This window comes from Sphingobacterium sp. N143 (assembly GCF_030325625.1).
GTDB lineage: Bacteria > Bacteroidota > Bacteroidia > Sphingobacteriales > Sphingobacteriaceae > Sphingobacterium.
Genome location: NZ_JACAIS010000007.1, coordinates 81,889 through 98,308, shown reverse-complemented (window position 1 = coordinate 98,308; position 16,420 = coordinate 81,889). Strand labels below are relative to the sequence as shown.

The 16,420-nt window shown below is 40.7% G+C and carries 12 protein-coding genes; 2 read left to right on the top strand and 10 right to left on the bottom strand.

Going from position 1 to position 16,420, the window contains the following annotated elements; translation table 11 throughout:
- The first annotated feature begins 1 nt into the window (after position 1).
- Positions 2 to 481, top strand: coding sequence for a DUF4920 domain-containing protein (locus HX021_RS14145; protein ID WP_286591065.1), 480 nt, complete (start codon positions 2 to 4; stop codon positions 479 to 481).
- Positions 478 to 1,320, top strand: coding sequence for a dihydropteroate synthase (folP, locus tag HX021_RS14140; protein WP_286591064.1), 843 nt, complete (start codon positions 478 to 480; stop codon positions 1,318 to 1,320). Before HX021_RS14145 ends, folP begins: the two co-directional genes overlap by 4 nt.
- A gap of 35 nt (positions 1,321 to 1,355) precedes the next feature.
- Here the strand turns inward: folP and HX021_RS14135 are convergent, their stop codons facing one another.
- The 10 genes from HX021_RS14135 to susR form a co-directional block, all read right to left on the bottom strand.
- The gene (locus tag HX021_RS14135; RefSeq protein ID WP_286591063.1) at positions 1,356 to 2,381 is read right to left on the bottom strand and encodes a cytochrome-c peroxidase; all 1,026 of its coding nucleotides are present in this window, start codon (positions 2,379 to 2,381) and stop codon (positions 1,356 to 1,358) included.
- A gap of 83 nt (positions 2,382 to 2,464) precedes the next feature.
- Positions 2,465 to 3,406, bottom strand: coding sequence for an MbnP family protein (locus HX021_RS14130; RefSeq protein WP_286591062.1), 942 nt, complete (start codon positions 3,404 to 3,406; stop codon positions 2,465 to 2,467).
- A 26-nt stretch (positions 3,407 to 3,432) separates the two neighbouring features.
- The gene (locus HX021_RS14125) at positions 3,433 to 5,418 is read right to left on the bottom strand and encodes a TonB-dependent receptor plug domain-containing protein (RefSeq protein ID WP_286591061.1); all 1,986 of its coding nucleotides are present in this window, start codon (positions 5,416 to 5,418) and stop codon (positions 3,433 to 3,435) included.
- 4 nt (positions 5,419 to 5,422) lie between these two features.
- Complete coding sequence (locus HX021_RS14120) at positions 5,423 to 6,367, bottom strand: hypothetical protein (RefSeq protein WP_286591060.1); 945 nt, start codon at positions 6,365 to 6,367, stop codon at positions 5,423 to 5,425.
- Between the two features lie 305 nt (positions 6,368 to 6,672).
- Positions 6,673 to 7,053, bottom strand: coding sequence for a hypothetical protein (locus HX021_RS14115; RefSeq protein WP_286591059.1), 381 nt, complete (start codon positions 7,051 to 7,053; stop codon positions 6,673 to 6,675).
- Between the two features lie 113 nt (positions 7,054 to 7,166).
- Positions 7,167 to 8,507: a DUF5125 domain-containing protein gene (locus HX021_RS14110; protein ID WP_286591057.1), complete on the bottom strand. Its 1,341-nt coding sequence runs from the start codon at positions 8,505 to 8,507 to the stop codon at positions 7,167 to 7,169.
- Positions 8,508 to 8,511: 4 nt separating this feature from the next.
- The gene (locus HX021_RS14105; protein WP_286591056.1) at positions 8,512 to 9,990 is read right to left on the bottom strand and encodes an endo-1,6-beta-glucanase; all 1,479 of its coding nucleotides are present in this window, start codon (positions 9,988 to 9,990) and stop codon (positions 8,512 to 8,514) included.
- A 27-nt stretch (positions 9,991 to 10,017) separates the two neighbouring features.
- A complete protein-coding gene (locus HX021_RS14100; RefSeq protein WP_286591055.1) occupies positions 10,018 to 11,535 on the bottom strand; it encodes a RagB/SusD family nutrient uptake outer membrane protein in 1,518 nt (505 codons plus the stop codon).
- 13 nt (positions 11,536 to 11,548) lie between these two features.
- Positions 11,549 to 14,494 carry a SusC/RagA family TonB-linked outer membrane protein gene (locus HX021_RS14095; RefSeq protein ID WP_286591054.1) on the bottom strand — a complete coding sequence of 982 codons (2,946 nt, stop codon included), beginning with the start codon at positions 14,492 to 14,494 and terminating at the stop codon, positions 11,549 to 11,551.
- A 286-nt stretch (positions 14,495 to 14,780) separates the two neighbouring features.
- The gene (gene susR / locus HX021_RS14090) at positions 14,781 to 16,409 is read right to left on the bottom strand and encodes a SusR family glycan utilization regulator (protein ID WP_286591053.1); all 1,629 of its coding nucleotides are present in this window, start codon (positions 16,407 to 16,409) and stop codon (positions 14,781 to 14,783) included.
- Positions 16,410 to 16,420: the final 11 nt, after the last annotated feature.

Sequence of the window (16,420 nt, the reverse complement as noted above, 5' to 3'; positions counted from 1 at the left end):
TATGAAGAAGATCATTTTATTTTTTGCTTTGGTGTTCATCATGAATAACCAATCCCATGCCCAGATCAAGAAAATTCCTTCGGCAAAACCGGGTGTAAATTACGGAAAAGGGATTGTCGCAACCAACGCTATTTCTATTGCTAAACTGGAAAAAGAGTTAAAGGGAAAAAATGTATATACCGGGAAATTCCAAGGTAAAGTTATTGAAGTCTGTAAGAAAAAGGGATGTTTTATGACTTTGCAGCGTGATGGAGATGAGCCGATTATGGTACGCTTTAAAGATTATGGTTTCTTTATGCCTTCGGACATTGTTGGTAAGACAGTTATTGTCGAAGGTATTGCAAAGAAGAAAGAAATCGCTGTCGCGTCACTACAGCACACAGCAAAAGACTTAGGGAAAACCCAGGCAGAAATCAGTCAGATAACACAGTCCAAAAAAGATATCAGCATCGTTGCAGATGCTGTGCTGGTGGTCAAATGAAAACATTCCAAACAGCAAAGACCCGTTCCATTAATGTCCAGGGACAATTAATGACATTTGAGAAGCCTATCATTATGGGCATACTCAATGTTACCCCGGATTCATTCTATGATGGAGGAGACAATACTACAGTTGAAAAGGCTGTGGAAAAAGCGCATGATTTATTACAGGCAGGAGCTCAGATCATAGATATAGGGGCCTACTCCTCACGTCCAGGCGCTCCGTTGATTTCATCTCAGGAAGAAATGGATAGGGCTCTTCCAGCAATATCAGCCATTAGGGAATCTTTTCCTGAAGCGATTTTATCAATAGACACCTTCCGGGCAGATGTCGCCGCTGTTTCTATTGACGCTGGTGTACATCTTGTCAATGACGTATCTGGAGGTACCTTGGATGAAGATATGTTTGCAACAATCGCTAAATACCAAGTACCCTATATCTTAATGCATATGCGGGGCACCCCTGAAAATATGCAACAAAAAACGGAATATTCCGATATTGTCACCGATGTAGCAACTTTTTTAGGAGAGCGTATTGCGCAATTAAGAGACTTGGGAGTAAAAGATATCATCTTGGACCCCGGATTTGGTTTTGCAAAAACAATCGAGCAAAATTACGAATTGCTATACCGTGTCAATGAGCTTCACTATTTCGGATTACCGATTTTAGGGGGTATTTCCCGTAAATCGATGATCTATAAAAAGCTTGGCCTTAAAGCACAAGAAGCACTCAACGGGACCACGGCCCTGAATACCCTATTACTGGAAAGAGGAGTTCAACTCCTCCGCGTCCATGATGTTAAAGAAGCTAAGCAGCTCGTTGACCTTTTTTATAAATAGCTGTTCCCTGTTTGCATCGGACAGAAACGATCAGACTATTTTCTTATAAACGTTGAGTCGCTTAAAGTATGTATAAAAGAAATAATATCCTCTTTTTCCTGCTCAGATAATGGAATCCGGTTACCGTTCGCCTGCAATATAGGATCAAGGTTATCTGCTGCCAATACCCCATTATCAAAATAATCCAGCACAGATCGTAGCGTTGGAAACTGACCAAAACTGCCATAGGGTGCCGTATATGCTGCATTTCTGAGCGAAGGAACCCGAAATGCCATATAATCCCCGGAAACTCCTGTTACACGAGCCCTTCCGGCCTCCTCTATATTTTTGTTGAGCGGAAATCCTATGTTCCTAAAACTCTGATCGGTAAACAATTCGGTTGCGTGACAACTGGCACATTTTTGCTTAAACAGCATATATCCCCGTTCTTCCGCGTCCGTAAACTTGTCTCCTTCATTTCTTTTCACTTTGTCATACTTACTGTTTGCTGACACCAAGGTGTACTCATATTGTACAAGACTTTTATAAATCCGGTCAGGTGTTATGTCGCTGTCACCAAATGCTTTCTTAAATAAATCTTTGTAATCGGAATCATCTCTAATTTTACTTATAACCTCCAAAATGGAAGAATTCATTTCTTCATGCGTGATGATGGGAACCAATGGTTGCTTTTCCAGTTCAAGAATATTACCATCCCAATTATAGAATTTCATAAATGCCAGGTTCTGTAAAGGGGGAGTATTCCGCAATCCAACCCGATCATCAATACCTATTGCCTGCATCTTTCCATCAGAAAAAGCCAAGGAAGGATTGTGACAACTTGCACATGAAATCGTGTTATTACCACTGAATCTCTTCTCATGGAATAGTTTTTCACCCAATTCAACACCGTACTTCGTTGGTTTGTTACTTTTTACAGCATGATTAAGCGCAGGAAAATCTGCCGGTATAAAAAAGGGGATTTCAAAATTCTTATTGTTATTCGACACAGAATTATCCTCCTTACTACAGGATGATAGCAGCAACCATGTAAACAAAATCCCGCTTATTGTCTTTATCATGTCCATTATTATAAAATCATCATGGATAGGCTATATCCTCATGTTGGCATCTGCCTTCCATGATGATCAATTGTATGATTATTTTAATTTTCAATCTTTTGTATAGAGAACATTCCGGATCTATCTTCCTGACCATCTCCGCCCATATTATTGACATACTCTACCATCACCTCCATACCTTCATGTTGTTGTGGCGCCGTCGCATATTTCGCATCGATAGTTATCTTATTTTTCCCACTGAATAGCTTGTCAAAATCCGCCTTAATCGTTATTTCAGGCTTGTTACCACCGACCACAAGTGCCGTATTTAAATCCAAGGTGATATCGCGATAAGCATCTACCCCCTGTACGTAGGTATCAGGCTGTCCAGCCTTTCCATTTAAAGTACTTCCTGTATGAATCGTAAATTTTTTCTGATCGCTTTCATAAAAACCCTCAATTTTAGCAAAGCGGTAGCCGGTCGCCCACTGCCACATCATCTCCGTATCATTGGCTTCTGCGATCCCATAAAATATGGGGAATCTAAACTGATCCAATGTATTTAATCCCTGTTTTATACCAAATCCAAATTTTATCTGTTTGTATTCTCCTACAGGTACGTCCGCCAACATGTAGTCCAAAGTGGAAAGTTTTGCCTGATTAACCACCGTAGCTCCCTTGTCTAAATCATTCACATGATATGGAATCTCCGTGCCATCTATTTTGACAAGGCGAATATTACTGATGACATACTTTAATTCAGAAAAGTGATGTACTTGTCCATTCGCGGATGTATTTGCCGTTGCCGTAGGCGAGTCCGCTTCCCCCAGAACAATGCTGCTGTTCTTAAATGTATTGTTAAAATGCAAACTGATATTGTTTGCCACTGGTTTATCATTGTCTTTGCTACAAGCAGCCATGACTAGAGCAATCAGCATCAACTGAAACAGACGCAAAAGTCGGGATGAAGGGAAGCATACGCTCATCCTATTCTTATTTTTCGTTGATACAGCAGATAACGTTAGATCGTTTTTTATTTTTTTCATTTTGTATATGATTTAAATGTGATTGATTAAAAATTGATTTTTAAGGATGTAAAGATATTTCTGCCCATTCTTGGAATGTTACCCCAATCGGCATACGTACTATAATAGGCATTGAATAGGTTCTCCGCACCCGCCTGAAATAGGAGGTCTAATTTTCCGACATTGAACTTATAGTCTGCAGAGATATTCCATATCTTATATGCACCGGTCTGGTCTTCGCCATATTCGGGGCTATAATGTGTTTGACTAAAATCTCCCTGTAGCGAAGTATGTAATCCCATCTTCTTATACGTGTAAGTTAAAGAGGTCTGATAGCTTAACGGGCGGATGAAAGGCAAATTTCCGCCATGGTCGTCACGTCCCCTGGCATACGTAAGCACCGCCTTCCAATCCAGGTTATTTAGCACTTTATATTTTACGTCGAAAGCCATATTAAAAAGGGTCGCATAATCTAAAGACGTATATCCTTTCACACCCACGGATTGGTAATTCATGGGGCTGCCCAAGCTCAAAATTCTGCCGATAATGTAATTTTTGATGTAGAAGTAATTCGCCTTTGTAGCTATACTAAACCTTTCCATCTTAAATACGGCACTTGCATTGGCCTCATATGAAATTTCATTTTCCATATCGGGGTTCCCAATATAATCATACCGGTCAAAGCTATTATAGATGTAATAACCGTATGCTTCAGAAACAGAAGGAGCACGATGTCCAAATCCCGTTCCGACAGAAAAATCAAACTTATTGATGCCCAGTTCATAACTGGCATGAGCCCCCGGCAGTAATCGGCTCTTCTGCTGTGGTGCCCCGGGATAGAAAATCCAGTTAAATTCCACATACTTGGAATAATTGTAGTTCCAACCTAGTGAAGCTCCAAGATTCACCCTACTTCTATCGGAAATCTCCCAAGAATTGTTCGTTGCAATACTTGCAACACGTGTTGTCACCCAAGGCCAACTATAGGCAAACATCGTCTGCTTGGAACGATCCTGTGGATACATCCGCATTTCTGCGATAGATAAATTATCATAAGCGTTTAATTGTATCTCTGCTGTGTACCTGCCTTTTTTTACATTTGCTTTTGATATCAGTCCATAGGTTGTACTCCAGCCAGGCATGTCCATATGGACTAAATTTTCAGGCCGTGTCGTATCATCCATATAATGCTCTACAGCATTAAAATAAACTTTGGTATCCCAAGCTTTTACCAGCCCCGCTTCAAATAATTGTTTATAAGAAGCCGACGTAATAATAGCACGGGACAACCACAGGTCCATTGGCAATGCCGGGAAACCGACATCTTTCGCCCGGTCAAATATGGCATCTACTCTGACTGATGAAAGTGGGCTCGTTTTGTAGGCCAAACCCAATGACGCATTGAATTTATTGTACTGGGAATGCACTACTTCATGGTTATTTCCATCAGCATAGTTACCTGCTTTTCTAAAAGCAATGCTACCATCAGCAACAAACTTCTCATCGGAATAGTATACATTTCCTAGGTTAAAGAATTGTTTATTATTAAACTCAAAACCACTTTGATAAGTCCCCCCAATTCTCTTCTGCAGGCCAAATGGCGTGCTTTTTCTCTTTAGATCGATACTCCCTGCAACTGTCGCTCCATGCATACTTCCTTCCTGCCCAGACCTAATATCAATAGCAGAAAGATTGTTGCTTTCCACATAGGAAGTGACCGGATCCATCTTATCTGTGCAGGCACCAAAAATATGCATGCCATCAATGGTAATAGCAGATCGCTCACTGCCCATATTATTGAGGAGAGGCTCCCAGGCATAGGCACCACGTTTAATAAAACTGATATTGTCCGAAGATGCCAGGAACTCATCTACCGATACCGCCATCTTCATCTCATTTTCGATCCTTTTTTTTACCAGGGCATTTACATGAACTTCCTCCAGGCGCCTCGTTGTATCAGCATGAACTGCATGCTGTCCATACACCTCCATTCCAAGAGAGAGGACAAAGAGCACACTACTTATTTTCTTCATAAGCTTAGAATAAAATATCGATATATAACTCACTTTTATGCCCTTGCACACCCGGTGTGAAATCCTTTGGCACCTCAGTTCCCCGAATGGTCTTTCCCTTATCGTCCAACAGGATGAAATTCAATGTCCAATTTCCTGTCATTGTATAATTCACAATACCATGGTATAGTCCATCCCCCCCTTGTGTCAGGTCCTTATTATTGGGAGAAGAGTGATTTCCCATGGAAGGCTCAGGCATGCGAGGGTCTAATTGTAATGTATAGCCCTCAACCGCTGTATAAAAAAACAAAGATTGGCCCAATGGATCATTAGCAGGCAAATCAATCCTTTTGTTCGCCTTATAAATACCGGCAACCAACTTATTTTCACTCACATTGGGTTTATGTGGTGCAACTAATGCAATAACATATTGCTCGTTGTCACTTCCAATAAACGAAGCCATATTAAGGTTCTTGTTGGTCTGTGGCTGTACTTGAATTTCTTTGATGAGGGAATAGGTTTGGTTTTCGACTGTAAAACTGATACTGAGCACCCAATTTCCAGTTGAACCACTTTCTGCTGTAAAAACAGTATAGCCAGCAAAGTATTCACCATCAGGCTTATAATCAAGCACATATTGATGCGGACAGGTACTTTTCTCACCGGTCGGAGCCGTCTGAATAGGTAATAATGTCACAGCAGCAACTTGGACCGGGCTTTTCGTCTGGTTGTTCAGGATGCGCAAACGTATCTCATTATAACCACGATACAATGTACCGTTCAGTGCTTCTATATGTATCAGATAATTGGAAACGCCTATACTTTCGACAACTTTAAACTCGGCCTTTTCCTCAACGACAGTCTCTCTTTCTCCTTCATAATCCGTTTTTTCCTTGGTACATGAGCAAAAACATACACACATAACAAAGACATAAACATGTATTGTTCGTAGCAATAAGTTCACATTCATCTGTAAATTTTTTTTTATTCCATCAGAAAATGGAGCTCAACATGTTTAACACATCCAGTTTACCATTGCGATAAAAAGAAATTTTAAACATGGAGATTTATAAAATACGACCTTAATTGACTGTGTAACAGGTAGATCAGAATCCAATGGAAAATATGTTTCCCGCATTAGAAATCCGTAGCCTGTTCCAATAGTCTTTGCATCGGGATAAACTGTTTGTTAACCACGATGAAGCCATCATGAGCCATATACGCCTCTATTGACGAGTTGTTTTAACACATGACGCTACTTACTTAAAAAGGATGTTAAACTAAAGGCGGGTGGAAGATGGTAAAAATGGGTCTGTAAGAATAGTTTTCTTCATATGCTGGAAATAGGGATTCCACAGCATCTTCACCAAATAGTGAAGCTACATTAAAAAAGATGTCTTGTGAATTATTGATAAAAACGACATCGATAATACGTGTTTCCAGGTTTTTCTGTTCCTTTTCTTCGTGCTCACGCATCTTTTTCATAAGGATACATTGTCCCCGGCAAGACAATGCCTGATCGTTATACCGGTTGATACATTCGTATCGTGCGATATAATCTCTATTCATTTCGAAAACAGTCCACAGCCATACTGTCGAGAAGCTCTGCAGGAGCATCAAAGGCAATAAAATCCATATGAACTGTTTAGCTTTCATTTCGCGAGTCTGGCAAATATAACAAATGAAAGCTGTAAATGCATAGAATTTACCCCGAAAGAATTAAATACCCCTGGCAAAACTTTACCAGGGGTTCAACTATTAAAAGTGAATTACTTTGTGTCAATTTTTAGGACAGCTTTCTTGTTCCCTGCTGTTAGGTCCAACGTAAAAGTATATGTTTTACCTGCTTCCAACAGCTTATCCGTTTTGATACCCAGGTTACCAGAATCTCGCCCGTTGTCACCATCGCCAATAAATACAATATCACTGGAAGTGCTAATATCTGTCCCGCCAAACTCTCCACCCCAGCCTTTCTGATGAAAAAACTTAAAGTTAATATTATCTGAATTGATGGACTCCCCTGCTTTTACTGTCACCTGATATTTTTTATTCCCCAGCGGAACCATACAGAGTGCCTTATCTGTATTCCAACCGACCTGATTGTTCGATACCTTTGGTTTTCCGATCCCTTCTCCTATGATCCATACTGCCCCAGTGCCATCCTCCTGTAGCGTAGCAAGATCGTTGCCTGTCATTGCTTCAACAGCAAAATATTTTAATCCAAGATCTGCAGTAACCCGATATTTGCCAGTACTTCCGTTAAAAGAAATCGATCCATCAGCAGATGTGATAAAAAAATCAGGGTCAATCCACCAGTCCTGCAAATCTTCAATGCCATCTATTGTAACTGCACTGCCTTTGCTAATAGTTAATTCGGCTTTGAAATGAGTATCATCAAGACGGCTGAGGACTGTTCCATTCATCGCATAGGCAATTATAAACGGAGAAGCTTCATAGCTGAGGGTATTAAATGCAATGCTATATACTCCTGATACGGAATTCGAAAAGGGGATTTCGGCGGTGGAACCAAAATCTACCTTATTATCTACCCATCCGAAGGACATTGCATTGTCTTCCGCACCAACTTTTGGTGCCTGAATATACCCTTTGACAGCGAAGGGAAATGATTCTTTGACCGCATATTGATTCGCCGCTGTTTTTATCATGCGATAAGACTTGGTGCCTGTGACCAAAGTTAAATAAGGAAAATCAGGGCGACTTAGGTCAATATCTAAAGATTGTTCGCTTTTCTTCTGGCTAATATTCTCCAGGATAAATTTGAGCGTAGCCTTTCCATTCGGCACATTTTTCAAAAAAGGAACGTAGATCTTTCCCTTATATTCACCATTCCCTTTGGTACGAATGATCGTCTCAGTCACTTGCTCATCTGTAAAATATAGCTGTGCTTTTAGCGTAGACAAAGCAACCTCCTTATCTGAAACAGACACTTGGAAGGCTAAACTATCACCAAAATGTGCTGAGGAAAGATCTGACTGCAACTCAATTTTGGGATCGCCAACCTGATAAACATACTTTTCATCTTCTTTACAGGAACTTACCATGACTATCGCGATAGCCCCTAATAACGTATGGATGAGATATCTTTTCATAAATTTATTTCTTATTTGCCCAACGATATGAAACGACAGATTTAGCAGGGACATCATAACTGAAGTGATGCTCGCCATCCGCCAATGTAATCTTATGGTTATCGTCCGATTCATTCAACAAGACCACAGCATAAGTGCCATCTGTATTTTGGAATGCAGCGTAGGTTAGCCCTGCATTGGAGTATCCTGAAGCACCAATACGTGTCGCCCCAGGTTTTACCACAGCAGAAAGATGCCCAACAATATAGTAATGTGAATTGCGCGTTATATTCTTGTAATTCGCCTTACTGATATCCACCGCTCCATAGCAAGTCTGACAACCACCTTCCCGATTCGGTCCTTTCTCCATATCCAACATCAGATTCCACACGATGACACCCTTACTCCAATTATTTACTGTCCCCAGAGCGACTTCCCGCATGTCGTCCATCAAACGCTTTTCTAGATTCCGCCCATCATTCCATTCTCCAATGGAGGTCTCTGTAAAGACCAGTTCCTTATCTGGTCGCTGATCATGAATATCCAATAGTTCAGCCTTATCGCCACCATAATTGTGATATGCCGCTCCTGCAATAAAAGATGCCGCTCCTGCATCCTGATAGATCTTTACCGGATAATCTTCTTGGTCAGCTATATCATCATAATTATAATTATGGTCAAAAGCATAGATTTTGGTTTTTAGATTGGCTGCTTTTAATTGCGGGCCAAGGGATTGCTTAATAAATGCTTGCTGTTCCTGCCAGGACATGTACATCGATGCGGAGTTTTTCCTGTTCAGTGGCTCATTTTGCACGGTAATCGAGTAGACGTCAATGCCTTCCTTTTTCAAAGCCTGTAACCATTGCACAAAATACCAGCCATAGTCTTGATAATACTTGGGGTTCAGCTGCCCACTGGTCCAAGAATCGTAAGGTTTTAAATCGCTTAGATTATTCACTTTCATCCATTTTGGTGGCGTCCAGGGTGAGCCCATTATTTTGACATTAGGGTTGATGGCCAATATCTCCTTGAGTACAGGAATCACGTATTTAGTCTCTTCAGTCTGTAAGCCGAAATTGTTTTTTCCTTCCTTGTCCCAACAGGTATATTCGCTCAAAGAAAAATCAGAACACCCGATGGCAATCCGAATATAACTCATCCCCATACCTTCCGCATCGGAAAATGTTTCAGTAAGAAATCGACTACGGTCTTCCTGGCTCATTTTCATCAGATTATAACAGGTTGACCCTGTAATTGCAGCGCCAAACCCATCCATCGTTTGAAACTTCTGATTCGGGTTTAAGGTAATTGTATTAGGCGACATATTAGACTTCGTACTAAAGTCCACATATTGCTTGGTTAAATCATATGCACGTACCGTATTAGTCGTCACGATGGTGACATCACCGGATTTTTTGATACCATCGTCCTCAGAAGGACTATAGCTATCACGGTTACAAGATGTTGCCGTAATTAAACAGGACAACAAGAATGTATATATCATAGTTTTATTATTACGTTTCATAAAGAATTAATATCCTGGGTTCTGAACTAAATTAGGATTTTGGTCAATTTTTGATTGGGGTATTGGTAAACGATAGGAATTCTTCGTAAAAGGATAAACCTGTGCCTTCCTTCCTGTATCCTTCGCATGCAGACCATTCATCACCGGCTCCACCTTATCCAAACGTACAAGATCAAACCAACGTTGTCCCTCAAAGGCCAATTCCAACCGACGTTCTTTTAAATACGCGTTCAAAAGTGCTTCTTTGTTTGTACGAACAGCTGCCCCCAATTTAGGCAACTTAACACGGGCACGGATCTTATCGATGATATCTGCTGCACCAGCAAGATCCGAACCCTGCTGAATCATTGCTTCAGCTTTAAGCAATAAAATATCAGCATAGCGTAACTTGACAATGCTATTAAAAGCAGACCTTAATTTAAACATAAATGGATAATGGTTTGAAGGATAATAATTGCTCCAAGTGGTCGCATAATAGACAATGGATTGCTCTAAGCGAATCTGGTCGCCCTCATTAGTATACGTTTGAATCAGATCCCGCGAGGGAGTCACCCATTTTGCCCAGGTAAAGTTGTTGTCATAATTTGACAGATCCCGCCCAAACATCCAGGTTGCCCAATTGCCACCACCGGAAGTAAATTGTGCCTCAAGGATGGATTCTTTTGTATTTCTTTGTGCTAGATCAGTATTTGAAGCATTCATAGCGTATAAGTCCGCGTAGTTTGGATTCAAATCAAAACCATCCCCCGCCAATGCATCAACATATTGGATGACTTGAGCATAATCCCGAAGGGGTTTTTCAGCATAGATCTTCGCGAGCATGGCCCGCGCAACTGATTTCGTGAACACTGTTTTATTGGCATTGCTATTGGAAGGAGCGTCGGCCAATCCGTCCAAGAGGTCTTTTTCAATCTGTTTGTAAACCTCTTCTTCTGTCGCCTGCTTTGGAAAATATTGAGGGTAAACTTCATCAACGTTATCACCTGTAATATCAGGTGCGATGGTCGTAATCACTGGAATGGAGCCGTAAATACGTACCATATCAAACATGACCAAGGCACGGAATATCTTTGCTTGTGCTTTATACAGTCTAATATCAGTATCATTGACAGATTTGTCGGCTACACTATCCACATAAATAATAAGTCGGTTAGCGCGGCCCACATCTTCTAAATAACGCCCCCAGTCCCTGTCAATCACTGAATTAGACCCTTCAATTGAATTATTTTCGAAAGGTACCACCTCTGCACCAGTTGTTCCCGCATAAGCATTATCCGCATGCGCATCTCCAATCAATAACATATCAAGGTACCAATGTTCTTGTCTATCTTTCATCTGTTGGTAGATCCCCGCCAAATAACTATCGACCTCAGCCTTGTTCTTGAAAACAATCTGTGCTCCCCCCTCGGTCTTTCCCTGACTTACATCAGAGTAATCTGAAAGCGGATCCCTATTTAATGAACAGGAAACAAAAAACAGTAGTCCAATACCTAGAAGAACAGTGTTTATATTTATATTTCTCATGCTATATATCCAATTAAAATTCAACATTTAAACCCAAAACAAAGGAACGGTTCTGTGGATAGGTCCCCCAGTCAATTCCTTGGATTCTTGCATCAGCCCCACCTGAATATTGATTCACCTCCGGATCCATACCGGAATATTTCGTTAACGTAAACAGATTACTTACAGAAAAGTAAGGTTGAATTTTTTGTATACCAACCCGTTTTAATCGCTCAGGAGCGATGGCGTATGATAAGGAGATATTTTTCATCCTTAAATAGCTTCCATCTTCCACAAAATAGGTGGAGTTTCTCATGTCAAATCCGGCTTTAGGCACGTGGGTAATTTGTCCTGGTATTCGCCAACGATCTAACACCCTTGCATCCTGATTTCTACCGTCGTACATTCCTTCTGTTTCCATACGACTGGCATTAAAGACATCGTTGCCGTAAGTTCCCTGGATGAATATACTGAGGTCAAAATTTTTCCATGAAAAACTATTTGTCATACCATACACAAACTTCGGAAGCGGATCGCCAATATAAGTACGATCACTGGAAGAAATCTTCCCATCATCATTGAGATCACGATATATCAACTCGCCCGTTTCAGGGTCTACCCCATCAGCAATATACCCAAAAAATCCACCAAGAGATCTTCCAGGCTCATTCTTCACGACAAAGTCATTGACATAGTCATTCGTCTTAGCATCATAATAAACCTGTTGCAAATCCAGTTGTTTCAATTTATTTCTGTTAAAGGACATGTTAAAGTCCGTATTCCAGGTAAAATTGCCACGAAGGTTTTTGGAACTTATCGCAAACTCAACCCCGTGATTATTTAGCTTTCCACCATTTCTTTGAATGAGATTGGCCTGCTGACCATCTGGCAAAGCGGCATTCATCAGTAAATCGGTTGTATTCTTATTATAATAATCCATTGTCAATGTCAAACGGTTACTCAACATAGTGAGGTCAAATCCAATGCTGGTTGTACTGGTTGTCTCCCAAGTGAGATCTGTTGCTCTTAAAATAACTGGCTTATTAATATTCGGAACCGCTTGCTCTTGTCCCGACACAAACCATTGCTGACGCTGAATGCCACTCAATTGTAAGTATGCATAGTCACCTAAACCATATTGATTACCCGTTTGGCCCCATCCACCACGGATCTTCAGATCATTGATCCAATCTACATCTTTCATAAAATCTTCAGACGAGACTCTCCAGCCTACTGATACCGAAGGAAAATACCCCCAACGGCGCTTTGGACTCAACTTTGAAGAACCATCTGCACGCATATTGGCTGTGAAGAGGTATTTTCCATCATAGTTATACATAGCACGTGCAAAATAGGACATGATCCCCCAATCGGAGGCAATGGACCCTGTCCTATCCCAGGAGATTTTATTAGCTGCATTCAATGTTTCGATAATACCATTTGCATAATTTGAACCATAGATATAACTCTTGGAGTACTTAGAGTCCGTCCAGGAAGAACCGCCCATCAATTCCATATGATGCTTTTCAAAGTTCTTGGTATACGTTAGCACATTATCCCAGGTTAATACAGTATTTGTATTCCGGATATCAGATGCTTCCCCATATTGGTTTCTGCCCCAAGCTGTCGTCCAGGGGTCCAAGAATGTGGTCATCACACCTGACCGCCGATCTAACGAAAAAGATGATTTGAAGGTGAGGTTCGGCATAAAGGATATCAGCGCACTTCCGGTAGCTATAAGCCGGTTTTCCCTGTTATTATTGTTTTTCGTCCGGGCTAAGTTCTCCAGCGGACTGGTGATATTATTGATACCATAAAAATTATTATAGAAACGATCAGGATGGACAGGATCCCATACCGGTGCATAGGTAGGTGTTGTGATAACAGATGTCACAACACCGCCCCTGTTGGAACCTAATCCAGAAGTGATACCATTGTCATTGTTATCGCTGTAATTGATATTAGCATTTACTTTCAGCCACTTACGAACCTGGTTTTCAATATTTGCACGAAAATTATATCTTCTAAAAAAGGAACCTTGTAAGGTTCCTTTTTCGTTTAGGTATCCCCCACCAAGATAATAACGCAGCTTTTCATTCCCATCAGAAATAGATAGCTGATGGTTCTGTTGGATTCCCGTTTTATACGTTTCCTTAAACCAATCTGTCTGATCCGCCAGTCCATCAGGCAAACTCACAATGCCGATCTCATCTTGTAAATCTTTGTATTGGCTTGTATTTAGCACCTTCAACGTATTATTTACCACATTCGCTGTCCATTGCGTTCCCAGGGTAATCTTTGCTTCTCCGGACTTTCCTGACTTTGTGGTCACCAGGATAACACCATTAGACCCCCGGGACCCATAAATAGCGGCAGATGAAGCATCTTTTAAGATCTGAATGTCCGTAATATCATTCGGCGACAAAAACTTAATATCCTCAACCGGAACGCCATCCACAACATACAAGGGCGTCGTATTACTGTTAAAAGACGTTATTCCGCGTACTTGAATTTGCGGGGCAGCACCTGGCTGACCACTTGGCTGTATAACGGTCACCCCTGCAGCTTTACCTTGGATAGCCTGCCCAAAATTGGTGACTGGCCTCTGCTCCAGATCCTTCGTAGAGACCGATGAAATTGCGGTTGTGACATCCTTTCGTTTGACGGCACCATAGCCTATCACAACAACATCTTCAAGCATATTGCTGGCGGGACTGAGCTGTACAGTCATCGTACTATTGGCCGGTAGTTCCTTGCTATCGTATCCGACAAAACTAAATTGCAGGATACTACCGCGTACAACAGCAATCTGAAAGCGGCCTTCCCCATTGCTGGAAACTGCGTTGCTGGTTCCTTTCTGTGTAATGGTTACCCCAGTGAGCGGCTGCTGATCATGAACATCTAATACCCGTCCACTGATCTGAATCCGATCCTGTGCAAACACAAAATTCATCAAGGCACACAAGAAAGCTAACCCCATTGTGAGGGTTACTTTTCGAGTAAAGTAAATCATATGAATAAAAAATTGGTTATTGTTTAATCGTTTGGTTATTCCAAAATGACGATGAGTTTCCCCTGCTCCATCGTGCTAAACAAAACTAATAGGGTACAGACAGGAAAAAAAGCACCGGTACTCAAAAAGTACTCAAACAAAAACATAACAAACTGACAAAAAGATTGTTACTAGATTTAATATGCAGTAAAAAGTACTAAAAAAAGGGCCTAGAAAAATGTCATCAGGCCCTAAGTAATGCTTTGTGATCTTGTTAGCGTCGATCGATAACCGCAATCTGACATACTGCAGTCTCAAAAGCCTCTCGATGTCCAGCAGCTTTATTCCGGACTTTGGTTCTATAATTATAAACTGTACGGAGGGAATACCTCAGGAAACTGGCAATCTTAACCGAGTCAGTAATCCCCAAACGGATCAGCGCAAAAATGCGCAATTCCGTATTTAGCAGTTCCGTTTTTTTAGGATAAATTTTCTCATCTTCTTGGAGAAGAGCGTTAAATTCATCAACAAAAGTAGGATAGAGATTTAAAAAAATTCGATCAAAATTAATATATAACTGTTGAACTTCTCTTTCCTCCATTTGGGTTGACTTCAGCTGCTCCCGAAGAGTGTCCCATTGTTGATTGGTAGCCTTTTTTAATAATGCCTTCCGGATATCTTCCATTTTATCGATATAACTTGAACACATATCAAAAAATTGAGCAATATATTCTTCCTTAATATGGTTGGATTCCGATAGCTTAAGATTGGTCTGATTAATTTGATTATTCAACGACCTTAATTGTTGGTTTGTCGCAGATAGCTCCGACCTAATCTTACGCAGATGTTGCACTTGCCTATATATCACGATCAATCCAATAAATACCCCAACCAATAAAAGACTGACCACAATCACCAAGAAGACCAGCTGCCTGTTTTGACTATTTATTTTCTGTTGATAGGCCGCATTGATAATTGGATAAGATGATGTTCCTTCAATGATTCGGTAACGTACTTTACATAACATAGCATCATCAATAGCCTTTTCAATGAACTGAAAGGCCCGGTCAAAATCCTGTTGATCATAGTAAGTTATAGCCAAATCATGGAAAGATGCATTATCACGATTTGCCATCTCAATATCTGCACTCGCTGATATGGATAAGTAATACAATTGACTGGTGGTATTCTTTTCATATTTATAGATCAAGCTCATAAAATACGCGATAAGAGCTCTTTGCTCGATATCATCTTGGTGCTCTTGCCATAATGTCAGAAATTGTTTTTTGGCCAGCTCACGATCACCACTGAATAAGGTTTTTATGGCGATAGCTGTACGATATTCGAGCGATGATTTAGGCAGGACAGTCAAGAGTGAATCTCTATAAAGCTCACTTGCCTGATAATACTCAGGGCGATTGTTACTTTGCCCATAATGACTATAGAAGGAACTATACGTATCATAATATTTTGCTAAAAGCTCTCTTCCCAGCCCTTCCGCACTAATCTTGTCCAATAACGCTGATGCTTCGATGTAACGTCCGATTGTCGAATAAACCCAGGCCAGATCCAGGCGAATAACGGTCTGCAGAGAATCGTGATGTGCTGGAACCAAATTCTGACACAGTTTGATGTAGCTCAACGCAGCATCCGAATCAAACTTTTTATAGTTTTGAAAAATCTCATAATTTTTTTGGAAAAACTGAAGCGGCTTACCTTCCAGCATTTTTGCTTCCTGTTTTAATTTTTCTATTTTCTCTTCCCGATTTTTGACATAGATCTTCTGGTTGTCCATCAAATATTCCAGTCGTTGTAAAACCCTTGTGCTATCCGAATGATTTTGGGCAGATAGCGCAAAAGAAAAATGAAATAAAAAAATAAAAACGAAAAAGCGTTGCCACATAATAAGATCGG

Coding starts and splice junctions, on each gene's coding strand:
- susR (WP_286591053.1), bottom strand. CDS start 16,409: ATGTGGCAACGCTTTTTCGTTTTTATTTTTTTATTTCATTTTTCTTTT.
- HX021_RS14145 (WP_286591065.1), top strand. CDS start 2: ATGAAGAAGATCATTTTATTTTTTGCTTTGGTGTTCATCATGAATAAC.
- HX021_RS14125 (WP_286591061.1), bottom strand. CDS start 5,418: ATGAAGAAAATAAGTAGTGTGCTCTTTGTCCTCTCTCTTGGAATGGAG.
- HX021_RS14120 (WP_286591060.1), bottom strand. CDS start 6,367: ATGAATGTGAACTTATTGCTACGAACAATACATGTTTATGTCTTTGTT.
- HX021_RS14100 (WP_286591055.1), bottom strand. CDS start 11,535: ATGAGAAATATAAATATAAACACTGTTCTTCTAGGTATTGGACTACTG.
- HX021_RS14135 (WP_286591063.1), bottom strand. CDS start 2,381: ATGATAAAGACAATAAGCGGGATTTTGTTTACATGGTTGCTGCTATCA.
- HX021_RS14130 (WP_286591062.1), bottom strand. CDS start 3,406: ATGAAAAAAATAAAAAACGATCTAACGTTATCTGCTGTATCAACGAAA.
- HX021_RS14115 (WP_286591059.1), bottom strand. CDS start 7,053: ATGAAAGCTAAACAGTTCATATGGATTTTATTGCCTTTGATGCTCCTG.
- HX021_RS14095 (WP_286591054.1), bottom strand. CDS start 14,494: ATGGGGTTAGCTTTCTTGTGTGCCTTGATGAATTTTGTGTTTGCACAG.
- folP (WP_286591064.1), top strand. CDS start 478: ATGAAAACATTCCAAACAGCAAAGACCCGTTCCATTAATGTCCAGGGA.
- HX021_RS14110 (WP_286591057.1), bottom strand. CDS start 8,507: ATGAAAAGATATCTCATCCATACGTTATTAGGGGCTATCGCGATAGTC.
- HX021_RS14105 (WP_286591056.1), bottom strand. CDS start 9,990: ATGATATATACATTCTTGTTGTCCTGTTTAATTACGGCAACATCTTGT.